Annotated in this window: 17 protein-coding genes, 1 pseudogene and 1 riboswitch; of the genes and pseudogenes, 6 read left to right on the forward strand and 12 right to left on the reverse strand. The window is 42.4% G+C overall.

All coding sequences use genetic code 11. From position 1 onward, the window contains the following. Window positions 1-34: 34 nt before the first annotated feature. From GGQ95_RS00430 to GGQ95_RS00445, 4 genes and pseudogenes are all read right to left on the reverse strand, one after another. A pseudogene (locus tag GGQ95_RS00430) lies at window positions 35-288 on the reverse strand ((2Fe-2S) ferredoxin domain-containing protein). 130 nt (window positions 289-418) lie between these two features. After that, window positions 419-609, reverse strand: a riboswitch (cobalamin riboswitch). Window positions 610-673: 64 nt separating this feature from the next. Further along, window positions 674-1153: a ribonuclease E activity regulator RraA gene (rraA, locus tag GGQ95_RS00435; RefSeq protein WP_159719716.1), complete on the reverse strand. Its 480-nt coding sequence runs from the start codon at window positions 1151-1153 to the stop codon at window positions 674-676. A gap of 492 nt (window positions 1154-1645) precedes the next feature. After that, a complete protein-coding gene (ubiB, locus tag GGQ95_RS00440; protein WP_183186205.1) occupies window positions 1646-3322 on the reverse strand; it encodes a 2-polyprenylphenol 6-hydroxylase in 1677 nt (558 codons plus the stop codon). 37 nt (window positions 3323-3359) lie between these two features. Beyond that, the gene (locus tag GGQ95_RS00445) at window positions 3360-3650 is read right to left on the reverse strand and encodes a phasin family protein (protein ID WP_183186206.1); all 291 of its coding nucleotides are present in this window, start codon (window positions 3648-3650) and stop codon (window positions 3360-3362) included. A gap of 399 nt (window positions 3651-4049) precedes the next feature. On the opposite strand from GGQ95_RS00445, the gene GGQ95_RS00450 reads away from it, so the two are divergent. Next, window positions 4050-4484 carry a GNAT family N-acetyltransferase gene (locus GGQ95_RS00450; RefSeq protein WP_044743438.1) on the forward strand — a complete coding sequence of 145 codons (435 nt, stop codon included), beginning with the start codon at window positions 4050-4052 and terminating at the stop codon, window positions 4482-4484. A 144-nt stretch (window positions 4485-4628) separates the two neighbouring features. On the opposite strand, the gene GGQ95_RS00455 is transcribed toward GGQ95_RS00450, so the two are convergent. Further along, window positions 4629-6773, reverse strand: coding sequence for a DNA topoisomerase III (locus tag GGQ95_RS00455; RefSeq protein WP_183186207.1), 2145 nt, complete (start codon window positions 6771-6773; stop codon window positions 4629-4631). A gap of 243 nt (window positions 6774-7016) precedes the next feature. Between GGQ95_RS00455 and pepF the strand changes: the two genes are divergently transcribed. Next, complete coding sequence (gene pepF, locus GGQ95_RS00460) at window positions 7017-8882, forward strand: oligoendopeptidase F (RefSeq protein ID WP_183186208.1); 1866 nt, start codon at window positions 7017-7019, stop codon at window positions 8880-8882. 42 nt (window positions 8883-8924) lie between these two features. Here pepF and yidC read toward each other — a convergent pair whose 3' ends face one another. From yidC to GGQ95_RS00475, 3 genes are all read right to left on the reverse strand, one after another. Further along, complete coding sequence (yidC, locus tag GGQ95_RS00465) at window positions 8925-9683, reverse strand: membrane protein insertase YidC (protein WP_080861807.1); 759 nt, start codon at window positions 9681-9683, stop codon at window positions 8925-8927. Between the two features lie 27 nt (window positions 9684-9710). Next, the gene (locus GGQ95_RS00470; protein WP_066149164.1) at window positions 9711-9983 is read right to left on the reverse strand and encodes a hypothetical protein; all 273 of its coding nucleotides are present in this window, start codon (window positions 9981-9983) and stop codon (window positions 9711-9713) included. Between the two features lie 85 nt (window positions 9984-10068). Beyond that, the gene (locus GGQ95_RS00475; protein WP_183186209.1) at window positions 10069-10587 is read right to left on the reverse strand and encodes a metal-dependent hydrolase; all 519 of its coding nucleotides are present in this window, start codon (window positions 10585-10587) and stop codon (window positions 10069-10071) included. 304 nt (window positions 10588-10891) lie between these two features. On the opposite strand from GGQ95_RS00475, the gene GGQ95_RS00480 reads away from it, so the two are divergent. Then, entirely contained in the window at window positions 10892-11245 is a 354-nt protein-coding gene (locus GGQ95_RS00480; RefSeq protein WP_183186210.1) for a hypothetical protein, read from the forward strand. Between the two features lie 58 nt (window positions 11246-11303). Here the strand turns inward: GGQ95_RS00480 and GGQ95_RS00485 are convergent, their stop codons facing one another. Beyond that, window positions 11304-12116, reverse strand: a complete 813-nt coding sequence (locus GGQ95_RS00485; RefSeq protein ID WP_183186211.1) for a uroporphyrinogen-III synthase — start codon at window positions 12114-12116, stop codon at window positions 11304-11306. Between the two features lie 482 nt (window positions 12117-12598). Then, a complete protein-coding gene (locus GGQ95_RS00490) occupies window positions 12599-12847 on the reverse strand; it encodes a hypothetical protein (RefSeq protein ID WP_044743430.1) in 249 nt (82 codons plus the stop codon). A gap of 246 nt (window positions 12848-13093) precedes the next feature. On the opposite strand from GGQ95_RS00490, the gene GGQ95_RS00495 reads away from it, so the two are divergent. The 3 genes from GGQ95_RS00495 (at window position 13094) to GGQ95_RS00505 (ending at window position 16340) form a co-directional block, all read left to right on the forward strand. After that, complete coding sequence (locus GGQ95_RS00495) at window positions 13094-14380, forward strand: sensor histidine kinase (protein WP_066149156.1); 1287 nt, start codon at window positions 13094-13096, stop codon at window positions 14378-14380. Window positions 14381-14502: 122 nt separating this feature from the next. Next, a complete protein-coding gene (gene map / locus GGQ95_RS00500; RefSeq protein WP_044743428.1) occupies window positions 14503-15255 on the forward strand; it encodes a type I methionyl aminopeptidase in 753 nt (250 codons plus the stop codon). A gap of 161 nt (window positions 15256-15416) precedes the next feature. Beyond that, window positions 15417-16340, forward strand: a complete 924-nt coding sequence (locus GGQ95_RS00505; protein ID WP_044743427.1) for an MBL fold metallo-hydrolase — start codon at window positions 15417-15419, stop codon at window positions 16338-16340. Between the two features lie 78 nt (window positions 16341-16418). On the opposite strand, the gene GGQ95_RS00510 is transcribed toward GGQ95_RS00505, so the two are convergent. Continuing rightward, on the reverse strand, window positions 16419-17273 hold the full coding sequence (locus GGQ95_RS00510; RefSeq protein WP_044743426.1) for a TIGR03943 family putative permease subunit: 855 nt from the start codon (window positions 17271-17273) through the stop codon (window positions 16419-16421). A 208-nt stretch (window positions 17274-17481) separates the two neighbouring features. Further along, the gene (locus GGQ95_RS00515) at window positions 17482-18348 is read right to left on the reverse strand and encodes a permease (protein WP_183186212.1); all 867 of its coding nucleotides are present in this window, start codon (window positions 18346-18348) and stop codon (window positions 17482-17484) included. Window positions 18349-18457: the final 109 nt, after the last annotated feature.

An 18457-nucleotide genomic window follows, 5' to 3' on the forward strand; every position in this document is an offset into this window, starting at 1 on the left:
TTGCCAGTGGGCATGACAATAAAACCTGCTTCTTTCAATTTTTGAACCATGTCACAGAACGGTCTGTCAACATTTCCAGCTTTAAAAGATCACCATCTTTTAAATGTGTTTGGACAAGCTCTCTTCCTTTATCCGGCGTCACCCCCTTGTACCAAACTCCTTGCGGATACACGATTACTACGCATGCATCATTACAGCGGCCATTGCAGCGCGTTCTCGTTGTGTGTACAGTGCTGTCTTACAGATCAATACGTGATGCTTTACTCCAGTTAAATTCCACGTTGTCACACCGATCCTCTCCTTTTTGATGAAATAAAAAAGCACCTCTATCGATAGAGGTGCAGAAAAATGCATACGGCCAATCACAAATGCATATGTATACCATTCCCCCGCACGTCTACCTATAATCCCGTAGGTATCCGGCCGAGCAAATAAGGCAGGTCTCCTGACTTAGAATCATCGCTTCATTGCGCCTTCCCGAAGTTTCCTTCAGTGACATGATGCAATGAAGCTCCTCATCACAGTGGCGGGTACCGTGACGGCTTTTCACCGTACTTCCCTTTTAAGCCTGTCCCAATAGAGAAAGGCACCTTACTTGCTTTAGCAAACGATTCAATGATTCAGTTGTTCCTCCACAATGATATGATGAATTTTCGAAAAAAGTCAACCATTTTTATTTTTCGAACAGTTTTGTTTTAGCGACAACAACTCCATCGCTATCAACATACACATGCGCGCCCGGCTCCCAATGTACGCCCCCGAATTCAAGAACGCGATCACGCGCCCCTTTCCCTTCTTTTTTGCTTTTGACAGGGCATGTCCCAAGAGCGATTACGCCAAGCGGCATTTGCGCAATTTCAGCTGAATCGCGAATGCAACCATGGACAATCACGCCTGCAAGTCCTCGTTCACAAGCGATTTGTGCCAGACGATCTCCGAGCAATGCACAATTTCGCGAACCTTTTCCATCAACAACTAACACCGTGCCTGCCGGAATGGTTTCTAGCGCTTCGCGAACGAGCACATTGTCCTCGAATACCTCAACAGTGGCAATCGGTCCGGAAAACTCTGTTTTTCCGCCATAAGAATGCAACGGTAATTGGCACACTTGCAGCTCCGACAAAAATTGATCACATAAATCTGCTGTCTTCATTTAATTTCCCTTCCCCCATTTTTCTTTGTCTATTAAATCCTTTTGACATTTTGAAAAAAAATCCTGCAAAATCCGTCAAAAAAAACAGAGGAACGGTGAAATAAGAAGAACTAATATGGTTTCCCGCAAGTGTGGATGATCATTTTACTAAAAATATGGAATGATTGAGCTAGACACAAGCTTTTCTGCCATATGCATGCCCAGTCGGCAAGTCATTTGCTTGCCGACTACGGCAGAAAAGCGACGAATCAAGCCATGCCAACGGGCTTTTATTGGATCATCAGCACACCTGATTGTTTACATAAAATTATTATCGTAATACATTCTAGTCGAGCCTCCATATATGCAGACAGTCCCTATATAAGCAGGTTTCGACAGCATGCTTTGGCGTGGCCGAGACAAGTCAGCAGCCTATCCTCTAACCGTGGTTCTCCATTTTATACAGCACGAGAAATAAAACAAGTAATCCACCACCAGCGATTAGGTCAACAGCTAAAACCGTCCGGATTTATAAATTAAATATAACAGCCATAAAAACATCAAAGAGGCGATACCAAACCCAATCTCAATTGCTGGAATTTTCCAAAGTAAAGTCGATTGCCTACCTAAAGAAGAGCCAATAATAATCCCTGCCATAATAATGCTGAAAGACAGCAGCACAATACTGAACGATAAGCGATTACTAATTTGATCTAATTTTTTTAAAAAAAGCGGCCATTCAGGAATATCCATTTTCAAATGCAGCTTTCCTTGTTTAATAAATGCCGTTAACTCCTTCATGTTCTTAGGGAAGTCCAGCAACATTTCTCCATAATTGAACACGCGCTTCCACACTTCTTCGGTTAGATGTTTAGGATGCAAGCGCTCCTTTAATAGCTGGCGGCCGAATGGTTCAGCAATATTGAGAATGTTCAGCTCCGGATCTAACTGCTCTGCTACGCCTTCCACTGTTAGCAACGTCTTTCCCAGAAGGGTTAAATCCTTCGGAATGCGAATAGAGTGTTGAAAGGCAACATGAAACAAATCATGAAGAGCCTCGCCAAGACTGATTTGGCTGAGCGGAACATTGTAGTATTTCTCTCTTAATTGTTCGATATCCTCATGCAATCGCGATACATCGACATGCTCAGGAACAAGCCCCATTTGATACAGCGATTTAATGATCCCATCTGTATTATGACGCATTAATGCAATCACTAACGAAGAAAAGTGATATTTCATATCTGGCGTCAGACGCCCGATCATCCCAAAATCAATAAAAGCGATCACCTCCCCCGGCAATACGAATAGATTGCCGGGATGAGGATCTCCATGGAAAAACCCTTCTCTTAAAATTTGCTGCAAAATTGCCTTGGTTAGACGTTCGGCCAAATGTTTCAAGTCATATCCGCTTTCCTTCAGCCGCTCCAACTCATTAAGTTTGATGCCTTCCACATATTCCATCGTTAGCACTTTTTTGCTTGAATACTCCCAAAATACTTTTGGAACATAAATGCTAGGATCTTGTTTAAATTGCTGAAAAATTTTATCAGCATTCCTCGCTTCAATCGTATAATCAAGCTCGGCCCGAAGAGATTGCGAGAATTCTTCAACCATATCGCCGATTTGATATTGCGCGGCCCATGAAAGGCGGCGCTCAGCGAGAATCGCTAAATCTTGCAGAATTTCTAAATCCGTTTCAATCATATGGGCGATATTCGGGCGCTGAATTTTAACAGCGACTTGTTCTCCTGAATGCAAGATGGCTCGATGAACTTGTCCAATCGAAGCAGCCGCAATCGGAACCGCCTCGAACTGTTGAAACAATCGATCCACATCACTTCCTAATTCCTCATGAACCGTTCGTGCGACTTCGGCAAATGAAAAAGAAGAAACTTGATCTTGCAGCTTTTCCAATTCCCGAATAATAGGGCCAGGAATTAAATCCGGACGCGTGCTCGCAATCTGCCCCAGCTTCACGAAAGTTGGACCCAACTCCTGTAAAACGAGCCTGATTCGTTCTCCAATTGTTTTTTCATTCTTTTCCTGCGCATCGAAAAATAATCTTTGTGGAAGAGAAAGAAACTGGGAAAACCCGATTTCCTCCGCTACGATCCCAAAGCCATGGCGAATCAAAGCGACAGCGATCTCCCGATAACGACTTACATGACGCATCCTTTTTCCGGCCATTGGTTTGTCTCCTTTTGCAGCTCCAAAATCTTTTTATTTACTCGTTTTTCTGCTCCAAGCGTTGAATTCGTTCTTCTAATTGGCGAATATCCTCTTTTGTAGCTAAATCAAGTTTATCAAGCATTTGTTTAAACTGCTCGCGCACAGCGCGTTGAAACTCCGCTTTCCCTTCTTCCTTTTGCCGAATCCATTGATCAATTACATCTTTTGACTCTTCTAAAGATAATTCTCCTCTTTTCACTAGCTCATCCACCAATTTCTCTGCTTGCTCTTTGCTGACAGACGCCAAACCAAGCCCAAACGCCAACATTTTTCTAATCATATCCATTCTTATCCTTCCTCCTTCATTATGTGTTTTTTACATCTTTTGCATTTCGTGTTTGTTAGCTTCAATGTACCTTTGAATTTCGCTCCTGTCAAACATCTGTGCCTTCTGTTCCACCATAAAATGACGTTGCTTTGAATCCATCATGCCCTTTAGCAATAGAAAAGTTCCGCCAAACGGGCTATAAACATCGAATAAATCATCTGATTGAAGGAGTCGGCGGCTCGGTTCGTCCTTGTCACGCAAAGGCATGACGCTCTTACACCAATAAGAGGGAGGAAACAAAAAGCGATATATGATCGGCTGCCCAAAGCCGTTGTTTTTTTCCTTTGCCCAGTACCCAGCATTGTCTTTTTTCTTAAAATCGCTTATAATTCGTCGAAATAGGGAGGAGGAAACGCTTTGTTTCAAGTCGTTGAATATAAACGAAATGATATGATGATTTCCACTAATCGTGCCCTCATTCAAATGGACCGCGTATGCGAGTTTCTGGCTCAGTCCTATTGGGCCAATCAAAGGGAACGAACAACGATTATCAAATCGATTGAACATTCGCTGTGCTTTTCTCTTTTTCACGGCCAGACACAGATTGGATTTGCACGCGTGGTTACTGACGGAGCGACATTCGCCTATTTATGCGATGTTTTTATTGATGAAGCCTATCGCGGCAGAGAGCTTGGCAAGTGGCTGGTAGAATGTGTCCTGCAGCACCCGGATCTTCTCAATATCCGCCGCTTTTTATTAGTGACAAAGGATGCGCATGGTCTTTACCAGCCGTTCGGATTTGAAGTGCTGCATGAGCCAGATCAGTTTATGGAAATCTTTCGCCATTGCTAATGGTTGCTGCTTAAGTTTGCTTTCTACCCGGCACGTGCTCAGCTATGCCGGGTAGAAAAAGAGCAAGCATTTTTTAATATTTTGCAATGAGCCTCCCCCACCTACAATCCGTTAAAGAGACGGGAGACTTCTTGGTGGATAATGTTAAAATAAAAAAGTAATTCTTTTTTCCTGCTCATTCCACACTAAATGGGCATTAAATGTTTTATCCCCTTTTTTAAATCCTTTGATTAAATCTGTCTTTCCGTGCTGCAGAAGCTTTTTTACATTCGTTTGTGAAATCTTTTTACCGAGAATCACCTTTGAGATCGTAAATGAGCATTTTGTTTTCGCATAATGCGCGCAGCCATAAAACTCTCCTTTATCAATGACTGTTCCACCGCAATACTTGCATTGGCCGATCGGTTTGCCAAGCGTTGCTTTCGATGTTGTACGCTGAATAGAAGCGGTATCGAATCCTGAGAAATTCCAATCCTTCGCCATCGCTGTTGCATCTTCTATGATTTTTATCGACAGCTTTTTTACTTGTTCCATAAATAGGGAAGCAGAGGCTTTTCCTTCGCCAATCTCGCTTAAACGCTGCTCCCATTTTGCGGTCATTTCCGGCGAGGCTAAAATCTTATCCCCAATCGCTTCAATTAAAATTTTTGCTTTGTCAGTAGCATATACTTGATTTTTTTTCACTTCGATATACTTTCGGTTTTTCAACATCGTAATAATGCCAGCCCGTGTCGCTTCCGTACCGAGACCTTCCGTTTTAGCAAGCACTTTTTCCAATTCTTCGTTTTCTAAAAATTTCCCCGCTGTTTTCATCAACGTAATCAATTGACCTTCTGTATACCGCTTTGGCGGCTGCGTTTTGCCTTCTTTCACATCGACTTTTTCCACTTTCCCCCGTTCTCCTTCCGCAAGCGGCGGAAGAGCGGCTACATTCTCTTCGTCATGCTGAAAGAAAACTTTCCGCCATCCTTCCTGAATTTGCTGCTTTCCTTTTGATATGAAAACCGCCCGCCCATCAACAAGCGTCGTCACTGTCGTATAATCAAAAATGGCTTCAGGATAATGGGCAGCAAGCAATCTCCGGACAACTAGATCATAAATATTTCGCTCCTCTTTCGATAACGTTTCAGGATTCACCACCTGCTCAGTTGGAATGATCGCATAATGGTCTGTCACCTTTTTTTCATTTACATAACGTTTATTATGTAAAATACTTGTGTTTGGAAGCGGAAAGAAGGATTGATACGCTGCAAATTGGTTTAATTTTTGCAAAATTTCCGGAAACGCTTCCGCTTCCCCTCTTGTTACATATTGTGAATCAGAACGGGGATACGAAACGATTCCTCTTTGATATAGCTTTTGTAAAATATCAAGCGTTTTTTGCGGAGAGAATTGATAAAGTTTGTTAGCCGTTGCTTGCAGCGACGATAAGTTAAATAAAAGCGGCGGCTGAAACTTTTTCCGTTCCGTCTTGATTTCTTTGACTTCCGCTTGTTTATCTTGGCAAAATGCGGCAATTTTATTGGCCAGCTCTTGGTCCTTTAAACGAGAATCCTCCTGTTGCATCCATTTGCCCTCATAATGTTTGCCGTTCATAACAAATGAAGCAACAACCTCCCAAAACGGCTCTGGTTTAAAGCTTTCGATTTCTTTTTCACGCTTGACAATTAAAGCGAGAGTTGGGGTTTGCACCCTTCCAGCTGAAAAAACATCATTCATTCCTTTTTGTTTAAGTAAAATGCTGTAAATGCGAGACGCGTTCATGCCGACAAGCCAATCGGCACAAGCGCGCGCATATGCCTCTTCAAATAGCGGCCATGTTTCTTTTTCATCAAGCAGCCGGCGAAATCCTTCATCAATCGCTTTTGGAGTTAACGAAGAAATCCAAAGACGTTTCATCGGCTTTTTCACACCGCTCATGTGAATGATATTGCGGATGATCAGCTCTCCTTCCCTCCCGGCATCTCCTGCGTGAATAATTTCTATAACCTCCGGTTTTCGCAAGAGCTCCTTCACTATTTGAAACTGCTTCGCCTTGGATTTTTCCACTTCATAGCGAAATTGCTCGGGAATGATCGGCAGCATTTCCAGCTTCCATTGCTTCCACTCCGGCCGATACCGTTCAGGCGGAGCCAGTTGGAGCAAATGGCCGACTGCCCATGTCATATAAGCCCCCTTTGGAAACAACTCGTTTGGTAAAATTTCAAGATAGCCCTGGCGTTTTTTGGTCTGAAAAATCGAGGCCAACGCGATTCCTTGATCTGGTTTTTCCGCGATAATCACTTTCATAGCTTCTTTCTCCTTTAACCGATAAACGACATTTTTCTATATTAATCAACTTTAAAGATGAACCGAAGGATATCCCAAAAATCTCCAGTCGAAAAAGTCCCATCACGAACATGACCGTTGAAAAACAGGCCAAACTCCTGCATGCAAAGGTAAACATGCCAAGTTCCATCCATCTCTATCGAGTAAGTTCGCTATTTTTGCACATACTACTATATGGAACCTACAGGAAAGGGAGTGGCAAAAATGAAGCGAATGCTTCTCATCATGCTCACGCTGTGGATGATTATCATTCCGCTCCATCATACACAAGCAGCAAGCAACGCTCAACGTTATACTTGGAATCTCGCCGATATTTATCCATCTGAAGACGATTTCAACAAAGATTACGAAAAAGCAGCCAAAAACATCCCGTTATTATCATCCTATCAAGGAAAGCTTCATAACGAAAGCAATGTGGCCAAACTGTTCGCTCTGCAGGAAAAAACAGCGCGCACGCTTGAAAAACTCTCTCTTTATGCACATATGAAGCAAGATTTAAATATTGAAGACAAAACGGCAGCCAGCTTAAAGGCGAAGCTAGAGGTGCTTTTTTCTCGTTATCAAGCCGCTACTTCATTTATCGAACCAGAAATTTTATCGCTTCCTAAAAGCAAGCTGAATGATTTTCAAACAAGCAAACAACTAAAAGGATACCGCCGCTATTTTCAAGAGCTGCTGGAGCAAAAAAAGCATACGTTGTCAAAAAAGGAAGAACAACTGCTCGCTAAGCTCTCTCCAATCACAAGCGATGCCGAAAATATTTACAATAACGCTTCACGAGGCGATTATACTCCTCCCGTTATGAAAACGGCGGATGGCCAAACGGTGCAGCTTACAGAAGGCAATTATTTAAAAGCGCTTGAGCACCCTGACCGGGCCTATCGCCAGCAGGCGTTCCAAACATTTTTTAAAAGCTATGAGTCCTTCAAAAATACCGCAGCAGCAACATTATATGCTTCCGTTAAGGCGGATGAGCTATATGCCAAAGCACGCCGGTACAAATCAGGCCTTGATGCGGCTCTATCGGCCGATGATGTACCGGAACAAGTGTTCACGAATCTGATCTCAGGAGTCAACCAGCATTTATCGTCGCTGCACCGCTATGTGGAGCTGCGAAAAAACATATTGAAAACAGACCAAATCCATAGCTATGATATGTACGTTCCGCTCGTCTCACAAACAGTGGCCAACCAAATGAGGTTTCCGATTGACAAAGCACAGGCGCTTATACTCGAAGGCTTAAAACCGCTCGGCAAAGAATATATAAAGCAAGTGAAATATGCCTTTGACCATCGTTGGCTTGATGTCTATCCCCGCCCTAAAAAATATACAGGCGGATATAACACGGGAGCCTATGATACCCATCCGTTTATTTTGTTAAATTATGACCATTCACTAGACCAAACATTGACGATCGCTCATGAGATCGGCCACGCTATGAACTCTGTCTATACAAACCAAACACAACCTTACCGCTATTCAGGGCAATCCATCTTTACGGCAGAAGTGGCTTCGACAGCTAACGAGTGGCTGATGATGGATTATTTCATCAAACAGGCAAAAAACGATGAAGAAAAGTTATATTTACTCAATCAACAAATTGATCAAATTCGCGGTACCTTATATACACAAGTGATGTATTCTGAATTTGAAAAAACGATTCATGATCAGGTGCGGCAGGGCGGCAGCCTAACCGCTGAAGATTTGAATGCGCTTTGGCTTCGTTTGTTGAAAAAATACCACGGCCCTGCTTATGCGGCAGATCCTGAAGCCGGTCTTGGATGGTTGCGCATTCCTCATTTCTATGACGCCTTTTACGTATATAAATATGCAACATCGATTGCCGCATCGTTTGAGCTCGTCAAACAAATGAAGAAAGACCAAACAGGAGAAGCGACAAAGCGCTACTTAACATTTTTAAGCTCCGGAACATCGGATGATCCAATTTCTTTATTAAAAAAAGCCGGAGTGGATATGACTTCTCCGCAACCGTTAAATAGTCTTTTCGCTTACTTCGATTCGCTCGTCAATGAAATGGAACACATTTTGCGAAAACAAGGCAAGATATAGCAAAAACAGACCGCTTCCATACGAATGGAAGCGGTCTGTTCATTACGATGCCTGCTCGTTTGACATTCTTGCTGATTTCAGCTGCATGCGAAAAATCAACGATTGAATAATCGAAAAACAACCGCCGACTACCCAATATAATGATAAAGCGGACGGAACAGAGTTCGCCCCTATAAAAATCATGATCGGCATAATATAGGACATGATGGCCATTTGTGACATTTGCTGCTCCGACATCGTTGGTGACAATTTCATGGAGATGAATGTCGTGAGAGCAGCTAAAATCGGCAAAATCAAATATGGGTCGCGATGCCCGAGCTGTACCCATAAAAATGAATGAAGTGTAATTTCCTGCGTCCGTCGAATCGCATAATACAGTGCCATAAAAATCGGCATTTGAATTAATGCTGGCAGGCAGCCATTCATCGGATTCACTCCGTGCTTTTGATATAGCTGCATCATTTCCTGCTGAAGCTTTTGTTGTGTTTGCATATCTTTGCTTTTATACTTTTCCTGCAATTTTTGGATCTCCGGCCGAAGCTTTTGCATCGCTAACGATGTTCGGAACTGCTTCAGCATGAGCGGAAGCAAACAAAACCGCACCATCAACGTAACAGCAATGATCGCCGGGCCATAGTTTCCACCAAACAAATCTCCCAATACCAAAAGCAGCTTGGACATCGGATAAACAAAATAATGATCCCAAATTCCTTGGCTATGCTCATTAATCGGAGCATTGCGATTGCAGCCACTTAACACTCCGACAATCACGAATAACATCAACAGCCATTTTTTCTTCATCATTTAGCCTCCTTGCTTATTCTCTTTTTAGCGAAAAGCAAGGAGACTCCTTCCATCCTCATCGGAAACAGGCGATCGTTCCCTGACTGGAATCTTTCGCTGCCTCCATATAAACAAGCGATACAGCGGCAGCCGTATCCATTGATTATCCTGCTGCCGGCTGTGTACCTCCACATCATAAAACTCAAGCTGATGGAGAAACAGCCTATTTTTCCGATATTGAGTCATGTAGCATTTCATCGCTACAAACAAAGCGCTCACTAACGATAAATAGGGCAGCAGATCAAAGGGTGTTTCCATTTCCCCTACCTCATTTCTTTCAGCGTCCTACCTAACATAAACATAACAGATTTGTTTAAGAAAAAAAAGCGAGATGTTCGCCCCCTCACCATATTTGCTGAAAAAACGACCGCAGCGATCGCAGCCATTCATGAAACAGCTGATACTGGCTGGCTATGTAGATCAGCAACGAAAAGGAACCATAAAAGAGGACCGTTTCCAAGCGGCTCCCTGTCCGGTATAACGGAATTTTGTATCGTTTATCCTGCAAAGGCCAGAACAGCGGCACTCCCTGAACCGATAAAAAATCCTCTAAAATGTGAAGCAAATAACCTAATACGAGCCCCCTTGCAAAAACCGACGGCGATTCAAGCATAATAATAAGAGCGAGTACAGCCCAAACAAAAAGCGAGTGAGTCATTCCGCGATGGCCGAACGCCTGCTTCACTTTTTGCGCAGCTCCTAATGACCGGCGGCCGACATATGATTTCGGTTCATCAATATCCGGCAGCAAGCTCCCCGCTATAATCCCGGCCGTATAGCTAATCGTAAACGGCAAAGAGGTTTGTGAAGCGATTGCCGCTCCAATGCACAACGATGTCACCACATGAGTATGATACCGCAATCAACCATCACCTACAAACACGTTTTCATTAATGATACCACAAAAAAGAATATTTGTTCGTCTCCTCACATTCTAATACGAAAAGCGCCTAATCGCAATAGACAGTAAGAAAATTGGTGAAAAACTTTAGCCATTATTCTAGGTAAATCCCTCTCACCATGATTACTTCTCACACGTGTTTAAACCGGCTTGCTGATTGCCTGTTCATTTTTTCTCATCCACTCTATTTCATTTCCTCGCTTTTTAAAAAAGAAGGCATTTTGTGTTTTGGGCACATATATTATGTATATAAGGGAGGGGTGCTATGTTTCCAAACTACAAAGAACTTTATCCTACCTCGGCTATTCCAATGGGGGAAAATGACCGCAACGCTTTTATACAAAATCTTTCTGAAAACAAAAAAACGTTGTTTTCCGCAACCCATTGGGTCATCGCCTTAGAAGGCTCGCCAACGGACCACGCTAGCGAGCTGTATTATTGGACCGTCAAAGTATACCCGTCAAACAATGAAAACATATTTTACTACGAATATCCTCATCTCGCCTCACTGCCGCTTTACTCATTTCATGATGCCGAACTGCTTGCTAAAGAAATTGAGCTGCAAATCAAAACCGACGAGTTATTTACAGAAAAAAAGCCTTTATTAAGATTTATATAATGTTTAGGTTTTTTCTCTTTTTACATCGCTTTGTGAAAAAGCATACAAAACTTTCTTGCTATTTTTTCAATTCTTGATTAGCACTAAAGTGTTTGGCAAGAGTAATGATCATCGCTCCCATGCGCTCCAGCTCTGGAGCAACGATGCGATCGACCCCTTCCTCAGAAAGCGCCTCAGCCGTTACTTTCCCAACGGCACAAGCGACCACATCCCTAGCAAAAGCCCGACGCAGCTGCTCAAGGTCTTTCTTTTCCTTAACAAAAGAAAAGAAAAAACGCACTTGCATCGCTGTCGTAAAACAAACAGCATCAACCTGCTGGTTCGTCACTTCTTCATATAGCTGCCCAAGAACCGCTTCATCTGGTGCAATATGCTGATAAGGCAACAATTCCGTATAAATGGCGTCCGATTCCTGGAGAAATTGCTTTAATGACGGAGCAGTATCTCCGTATAGTTGGACAACCACACGTTTTTGAGCAAATGAAAATGATTGTAGCGAGCGAATTAATCCTTTCGTCGTTCCGTCATCGCTTTCCGCAATAGGAGCGATTCCGATTCGTTTCAGGGCGGCTGCCGTTTTATAGCCGCGAATAGCAACATTCGCTTGCCGAATCGTCTCCAGCCACTTTTCTTTCATTCCTCCTCGCTCAGCTGCTTCTAATAATGCATCTACTCCAATCCCCGTTGTAAAGATCATCCAACTTGGGCGGCTTGCAATCACCTCTTCGATTTCGTGAACAAGCTCTTCTTTTTTAGCAAATACCGTTCCTTGAGCAGGTCGCACAAGCGGAATGCCTCCTTGCTTTTCAATCAATGTTGCCATTTCTTCCAGCTTTCTTGATGCACATAAAACGACTCGTTTTCCCTTCAATTTTGCTTCCCCTTCCTTGCAATGATGTTTATTTGCTAGACAAAATCCCCATGAACCTTGCCCTATCATTCTTGTAAACTATCTTATGTCGATTTTTTCCGCCGCAAATGGCTTAAGAGCGCAGCCATGCGAGGTCCCTAATGAAGAATACAAAACATTGGTCAACAGTCTCTAAAACGTTTAGAGCTTGATTGACTTGTATATCCATGTAAAAACCAACGTTCAGAGGCGGGGGACATCACCTGCTCACATGAAAATAGATGTTAAAGTAGTAACCGTACGTTATGCTCACCTAGCACCGCGGATCCTAATTTAAACGACCATAGACCAAACAACGGCTCGCTTGCTAGCCAAAGGAAACACAGGTTTCAGATTTGTTTCATTTTTCATACACATAGTATATAACAAAAGGAAAAGCGTTGGCCACCTATCCATATAAAACCTCTAAAAGCGACAAAGAGCGGTCACAGACCGCCCTTTTTTTACAGCATATACATATGTATCAGCTTGCGCCGATCAAACGAACCGTAAATACGTGTTGGCTTGATGGAGATAATATCGTCAAAAGCAATATTCATCAACCGCATTTCTCTGTTGTATACAAATAATTTTTGCGCATCTTGATATAGCTTTACCGGCAAAAATGTTGCTTCTCCATGACGCATCTTGATTTTGACAGGCTGTTTTTGCTGAATCCATTGGATAAGTTGGTTATACTGATCCCCTGTCATAAAACTCCCCCTTTTTCTTTCCATTCCAATAAAATTATATAGAAGAAAATATTGAACAATAAACCAAAAAAAATCAACAAATTTTTGAGCAGTTAAACGAACCTTGTCATTTATGCATCAATGTGTTGAAAAAGCAGGATTTATGTCAAAATAACTCTAATGATTCCCCCTTAACATTTGACAGTTTTTTTGTTTACAATGAAATAGACTAGTACATGCTGTCGAAATGCGAAAGAAGGTGCTTTTATGCTTAATATTTTGAAGGATTTTTTGTTGAATTTATTTTTCATTTTAGCTCCCATTTTCGCCGTTCCGTTATGGCTAGAGGAACGAAAGGTGCCAAAACTGCTTAAAAATCATGTGCTAACCGTTTCGTTTGCTTTAACGACCTTTCTTTGCATGACTTTTCCAATCAGCACCGACACAGAGCGCGATTACAATCTGCACCAAATTCCTCTTTGGCTCGGAAGTTTATATAAAGGACCGCTTGTTGGCTTCATTCTTTGTTTGCTTGCAATTGGATATCACATACTTTTAGGAAAAGAACAATGGATGATTACCGTCATGCCATCCTTTTTTGTGATGTTCGTTAGCATGCTGCTGTCAAAATATTTTTTATCATTGTCTGTTAAGCAGCGTATCTTGCTCACCTTTGTTTTATCCACCTTTTCCGGGATGTTGACCGTCCTATTGGATCAAATGGCGTTCTCATCGCTGCCGTTTTGGTCTTCGTATTTGATTATTCAACCCATTAGCATGGCAACAGCCTGTTATTTAAAAGAAATGCTTTATAAAAACAACTCATTGCGCAAACAAATTATTCGAGCAGAAAAAATGGAAGTCGTTAGCCACTTAGCCGCTTCCATTTCTCATGAGGTGCGCAATCCGCTCACTGCCGCCCGAGGTTTTATGCAGTTGCTTGAGCAGAGCCATTTGCCACCGGAAAAACGAAAGCAGTACATCCAAATTGCCATCGAAGAATTAGATCGGGCGGAGTCGATTATTACGGATTATTTGACATTTGCTAAACCGGCCCCAGAATATGTAGAAAAGCTCAATGTCAAAACAGAAATTGAACGAGTCATTGATTTGCTGCGTCCGCTTGCCAACATGAACAGTGTGGATATTCAAGCATCGTTAATCCCCTTCCATGTAAAAGGAGAACGAGAAAAATTCCAGCAATGTTTATTGAATATTATGAAAAACTCCATTGAAGCAATGCAAAATGGCGGAACACTTGATATTTATGTATCTATTGAGCATGAGCAAATTTTAATCCGCGTGAGTGATACAGGAATCGGCATGACAAAAGAACAAATCGACCGGCTTGGTGAACCTTATTTTACGACGAAAGGCACAAAAGGAACAGGACTTGGCATGATGGTCGTTTATCGCATCGTTGAATCGATGGACGGAACCATTCATATTACAAGCGAAGTTAACAAAGGGACAACCGTATGCATCTATTTCCCATTAGCGCAATCAAGACAAAAGCAGACGGCCAGCGACCAAGAAAATGCTCTAGTCATTTAACCTTTTCCTTCATATACATAATATGAACCGCTCCAGCCTACGCGCTGTCAAGATGAGAGATTTCTCGGCAAATATGTTAAAATAAGAAAGAAAGATGAGAATAAAGGAGAAGCTTATTGACAATGATTCATTTAAAAACAGAACGAGAAATTCAGCTTATGCAGGAAGCCGGAAAATTACTGGCTGCTTGCCATCAAGAAATTGCCAAACTCATTCAGCCAGGAATAACAACAGCAGAAATTGACCATTTTGTTGAGAATTTTTTAGCTCAACATGGAGCTACTCCAGAACAAAAGGGGTATAAAGGCTATCAATATGCCACATGCGCTTCGATCAATGATGAAATATGTCATGGTTTTCCACGCCATGAGCCGCTGAAAAACGGGGATATCGTCACCATTGATTTCGTTGTAAATTTACATGGAGCGCTTGCTGATTCGGCATGGACATATGCCGTTGGCGAAATCAGCGAGGAGCTGAAATCCTTGTTATTTGTTACGGAACAATCTTTATATAAAGGAATTGAACAGGCTGTAGTCGGAAACCGGATCGGGGATATCGGTTATGCTATCCAAACATATGTGGAAGCACAAGGTTTTTCAGTTGTCCGCGACTTTACGGGTCATGGCATCGGTCCGACCATTCACGAAGAACCGTTCATTCCCCACTTCGGGCAAAAAGGAAAAGGGATGCGCCTAAAAGAGGGCATGGTGATTACGATTGAACCGATGGTAAACACCGGAAAATGGCAGAGCCGCATGGACAAGAACGGCTGGACAGCCAGAACGGTAGACGGATCTTATTCTGCCCAATACGAGCATACAATTGCCATTACGAAAAACGGACCGTTAATTTTGACTACTTGTTCCATATAAAATGAATGGAGGTCCGCCTTTTGCGCGGACCATCTTATTCACTTTTTATTTGCCGTTCGTACAAATCATTTAGATACATCGTGAAAAGTGAACCTGTCAAAGCAGCAGGAAGAGAGAATGTGATATGATAGCTCTCAAACGGTTTAAAAAGGAAGGAAAGCATCATGAAGCGATATGAAAATTTAGACCTTATTTCGACTAAAAAAACATTTTCTGACTTTCGTCGATGGCAAAAAGAACGAAAAACCAAACAAAAGGATCTTTCCTATCAAGTTCCACACGTTGATCCGCCTGAATATCAACAGCTTCATGAGAATCAAGCGAATACATTGCTTTCATGGATCGGCCATTCTACCTTTGTTATCCAAATAAATGGAATAACGGTTGTGACAGACCCTGTATGGGCTAAAAGAATGGGGACAGCTAAACGGCTTACTGCTCCGGGAATTGCGATCAACGACATGCCAACTGTCGATGTTGTTCTTATTTCACACGGCCATTACGACCATTTACATTTTTCCAGCATTCGCAAACTAAAAGGAAATCCTCATTTTTTCGTTCCAGTTGGCCTTGGACGTCTATTCCGCCGAAAAGGATATCAACATGTGACAGAATGCTCTTGGTGGGATACCGTGGAGTATCGAGGAACATTCTTTACCTTTGTGCCCGCACAGCACTGGACAAGAAGAACATTGCTAGATATGAATACCTCCCACTGGGGAGGCTGGATCATCCATACAGATGGACAGCCAACCTTTTATTTTGCCGGTGACAGCGGCTATTTTCGCGGCTTTCGCGAAATTGGTGAACGTTTTTCTATCGACTATGCGCTCCTGCCCATCGGCGCTTATGAACCAGAATGGTTTATGGGGCCGCAGCACGTGACTCCTGAGGAAGCCGTTCAAGCCTTTATGGACTGTCAAGCCAATATATTTATTCCCATGCATTATGGAGCGTTCCGCCTCGCTGATGACACACCGCAGGAAGCGCTTGACCGTCTCGTATCTGAATGGCAAAGGCGCCAGCTCGATCTAGAACGGCTGCGCTGCTTAAAGCTTGGAGAAGTATTGAATTGCTGCGGCTAGCCAGCATAGGCAGACAGCCCTTGCTGCTTAATAAACGGCAAGGGCTGTCTGACGATCATCCATCTCCTATTCCATTTGCTAACGGTCATAGCCGCGAAACACATAGGGCTCTTCCGGTTGTTTCATCGTATGCCAAGATGCTACCTTCACATATGGAATAACAGCATTATACGGCTGGTAATACATAGTGGATAGTTCCCCTTTTATATGAATCCATTCATCATTTTTGAGAGCAGGCGGTTTTGCAAACTCAGCCAGCAGTCCATAGACCCCTGAATCAGCTACACAATGGATGATGCCAAATCGCAAAATAAATACTTGGTCCTTATTCGTTGTTTCATCATGGTAAACAAAGCCATCCAATTCAATCTCTTTATCGCTAAACTCACCTGGAAATTGATAAATGGTCTCAATCGCTTTTAAATAGTTTTGGTCATTGAGAATCAGACTGGATTTTTTAGAGAACTGAGCCAAATCCTTTCTCATTAAATCCTCATAGCCGCTTCGATCATAATAAATGCTTGTATCAGGACGCAAAAACTGCCGCTGCACGGTAGGGTCTTCGCTTTGCGTATCAAATCCTGGAATATGAAACCCTTTGGCTTTGACAATGTCTGAATCCAACGTAGCGATGGGAAATGCTAATGCTGAGACGATCGGAAAAATGAAAATAGCATAATTAAGCGCTTTTTTCCACTTCGGCTGCCCCTCTTCATGATGATGGCAGCAATCATCATGACAATGGTGATGATGTGTATGTTTCTCCTTTCGATTTGCGATGATAAATTGAATAACCGTTAGAAAAACAAACAAAAAAATGGCACTAAACGACAAGTAAGAGTAGCGCATATTAATGTATTTGCTTATATCACCAGTGGCATGCAAATGAAAAAAAACAAAAGCAAAGCCAAGTAAAATATATGTGCGCAGCATCGAACCGCCCTCCTTATTCACCGCTTTTTTATGCTGAACTGCCAGCAAGATATGGCCACCAAGCTGTTTCATCTCATCGATTCAACTATCGCCCTGCTTCCAAGCCATATGGATAGTAAAATTTCCGGATCAGAAAAGTCGTTCTCCTTAATGAATCCCCCTCCACTTACCCTTTGTTTAGAGGTGGGAGACTTCTCGACAGGTTATGTTAAATCAATAATGAGCCGATAAAAACAAAGAGTGTAATATAAGCAATCAGCACAAGCACAAATCGTGTTTTAAACGATTGAAGCAGCATAAGCGTATTCTTAATATCCAACATCGGTCCATATACTAAAAAGGCAGCCAATGCTCCAAAAGAAAATGTATTTTGAAACGACGAAGCAATAAATGCATCCGCTTCAGAGCATAATGAAAGCACAAACGCCAGCGCCATCATCACAAGAGATGCCGTCATTTTCCCGTGTCCAATGGCCAGAAGTGTTGATGTTTTGACGTACGTTTGCATAGCAGAAGCGATAAAAGCACCGATAATTAAATATTTCCCTGACGTAAAAAATTCTTCCACCGTATGCTCTAGTGTCCCCATCCATTTTTCCTTCAATGTCCGGGACGGGGAAGCATGGATCACTTCTTGGTTTCGCAGCTGCTCATCTTTTTTATATTGTATCGATAATATGAGTCCAACCATGACAGCCACAATATACGCAAAAACCGCACGATAAATCACCATTTTAAAATTGCTGCCAAAGGCAATATACGTAGAAAACAGGACGATTGGATTAACGACAGGCCCTGTCAACATAAACGGAATGGCAGCATGTAGCGGCACCCCTTTCGTAACTAAACGGCGGGTAATCGGTACAATGCCGCATTCGCATGCTGGAAACAACACGCCAATGAGAGCTGAATACAGGACAGCCAGCACTTTATTTTTCGGAACCCATTTTTTGACCATTTCTTCTGTCACAAACATTTGAATAATGCCCGAAATAAATACACCAATTAATATAAAAGGAATAGACTCTATTAAAATACTAACAAAAATAGTATTAAGCTGTAGAAAGGACTTCATGCGGCCTCTCCTTTTCTTTAATAAAGTTCATAACAGGATCTCACCATTATATCTGATGGTATCTGTAACACCCCTCGGTCAAAAGGGTCTCGCGACTTGTTTTTCACCA

The sequence above is a fragment of the Anoxybacteroides rupiense genome (assembly GCF_014196195.1).
Lineage (GTDB): Bacteria > Bacillota > Bacilli > Bacillales > Anoxybacillaceae > Anoxybacteroides > Anoxybacteroides rupiense.

Excerpts from the sequence above, each read along its gene's own strand:
- GGQ95_RS00480 (WP_183186210.1), top strand. The coding sequence starts at position 10,892 with ATGTTTCCAAACTACAAAGAACTTTATCCTACCTCGGCTATTCCAATG.
- GGQ95_RS00455 (WP_183186207.1), bottom strand. The coding sequence starts at position 6,773 with ATGAAAGTGATTATCGCGGAAAAACCAGATCAAGGAATCGCGTTGGCC.
- rraA (WP_159719716.1), bottom strand. The coding sequence starts at position 1,153 with ATGAAGACAGCAGATTTATGTGATCAATTTTTGTCGGAGCTGCAAGTG.
- ubiB (WP_183186205.1), bottom strand. The coding sequence starts at position 3,322 with ATGGCCGGAAAAAGGATGCGTCATGTAAGTCGTTATCGGGAGATCGCT.
- GGQ95_RS00445 (WP_183186206.1), bottom strand. The coding sequence starts at position 3,650 with ATGGATATGATTAGAAAAATGTTGGCGTTTGGGCTTGGTTTGGCGTCT.
- GGQ95_RS00515 (WP_183186212.1), bottom strand. The coding sequence starts at position 18,348 with ATGAAGTCCTTTCTACAGCTTAATACTATTTTTGTTAGTATTTTAATA.
- pepF (WP_183186208.1), top strand. The coding sequence starts at position 7,017 with ATGAAGCGAATGCTTCTCATCATGCTCACGCTGTGGATGATTATCATT.
- GGQ95_RS00510 (WP_044743426.1), bottom strand. The coding sequence starts at position 17,273 with ATGCTGCGCACATATATTTTACTTGGCTTTGCTTTTGTTTTTTTTCAT.
- GGQ95_RS00470 (WP_066149164.1), bottom strand. The coding sequence starts at position 9,983 with ATGGAAACACCCTTTGATCTGCTGCCCTATTTATCGTTAGTGAGCGCT.
- map (WP_044743428.1), top strand. The coding sequence starts at position 14,503 with ATGATTCATTTAAAAACAGAACGAGAAATTCAGCTTATGCAGGAAGCC.
- yidC (WP_080861807.1), bottom strand. The coding sequence starts at position 9,683 with ATGAAGAAAAAATGGCTGTTGATGTTATTCGTGATTGTCGGAGTGTTA.
- GGQ95_RS00495 (WP_066149156.1), top strand. The coding sequence starts at position 13,094 with ATGCTTAATATTTTGAAGGATTTTTTGTTGAATTTATTTTTCATTTTA.
- GGQ95_RS00490 (WP_044743430.1), bottom strand. The coding sequence starts at position 12,847 with ATGACAGGGGATCAGTATAACCAACTTATCCAATGGATTCAGCAAAAA.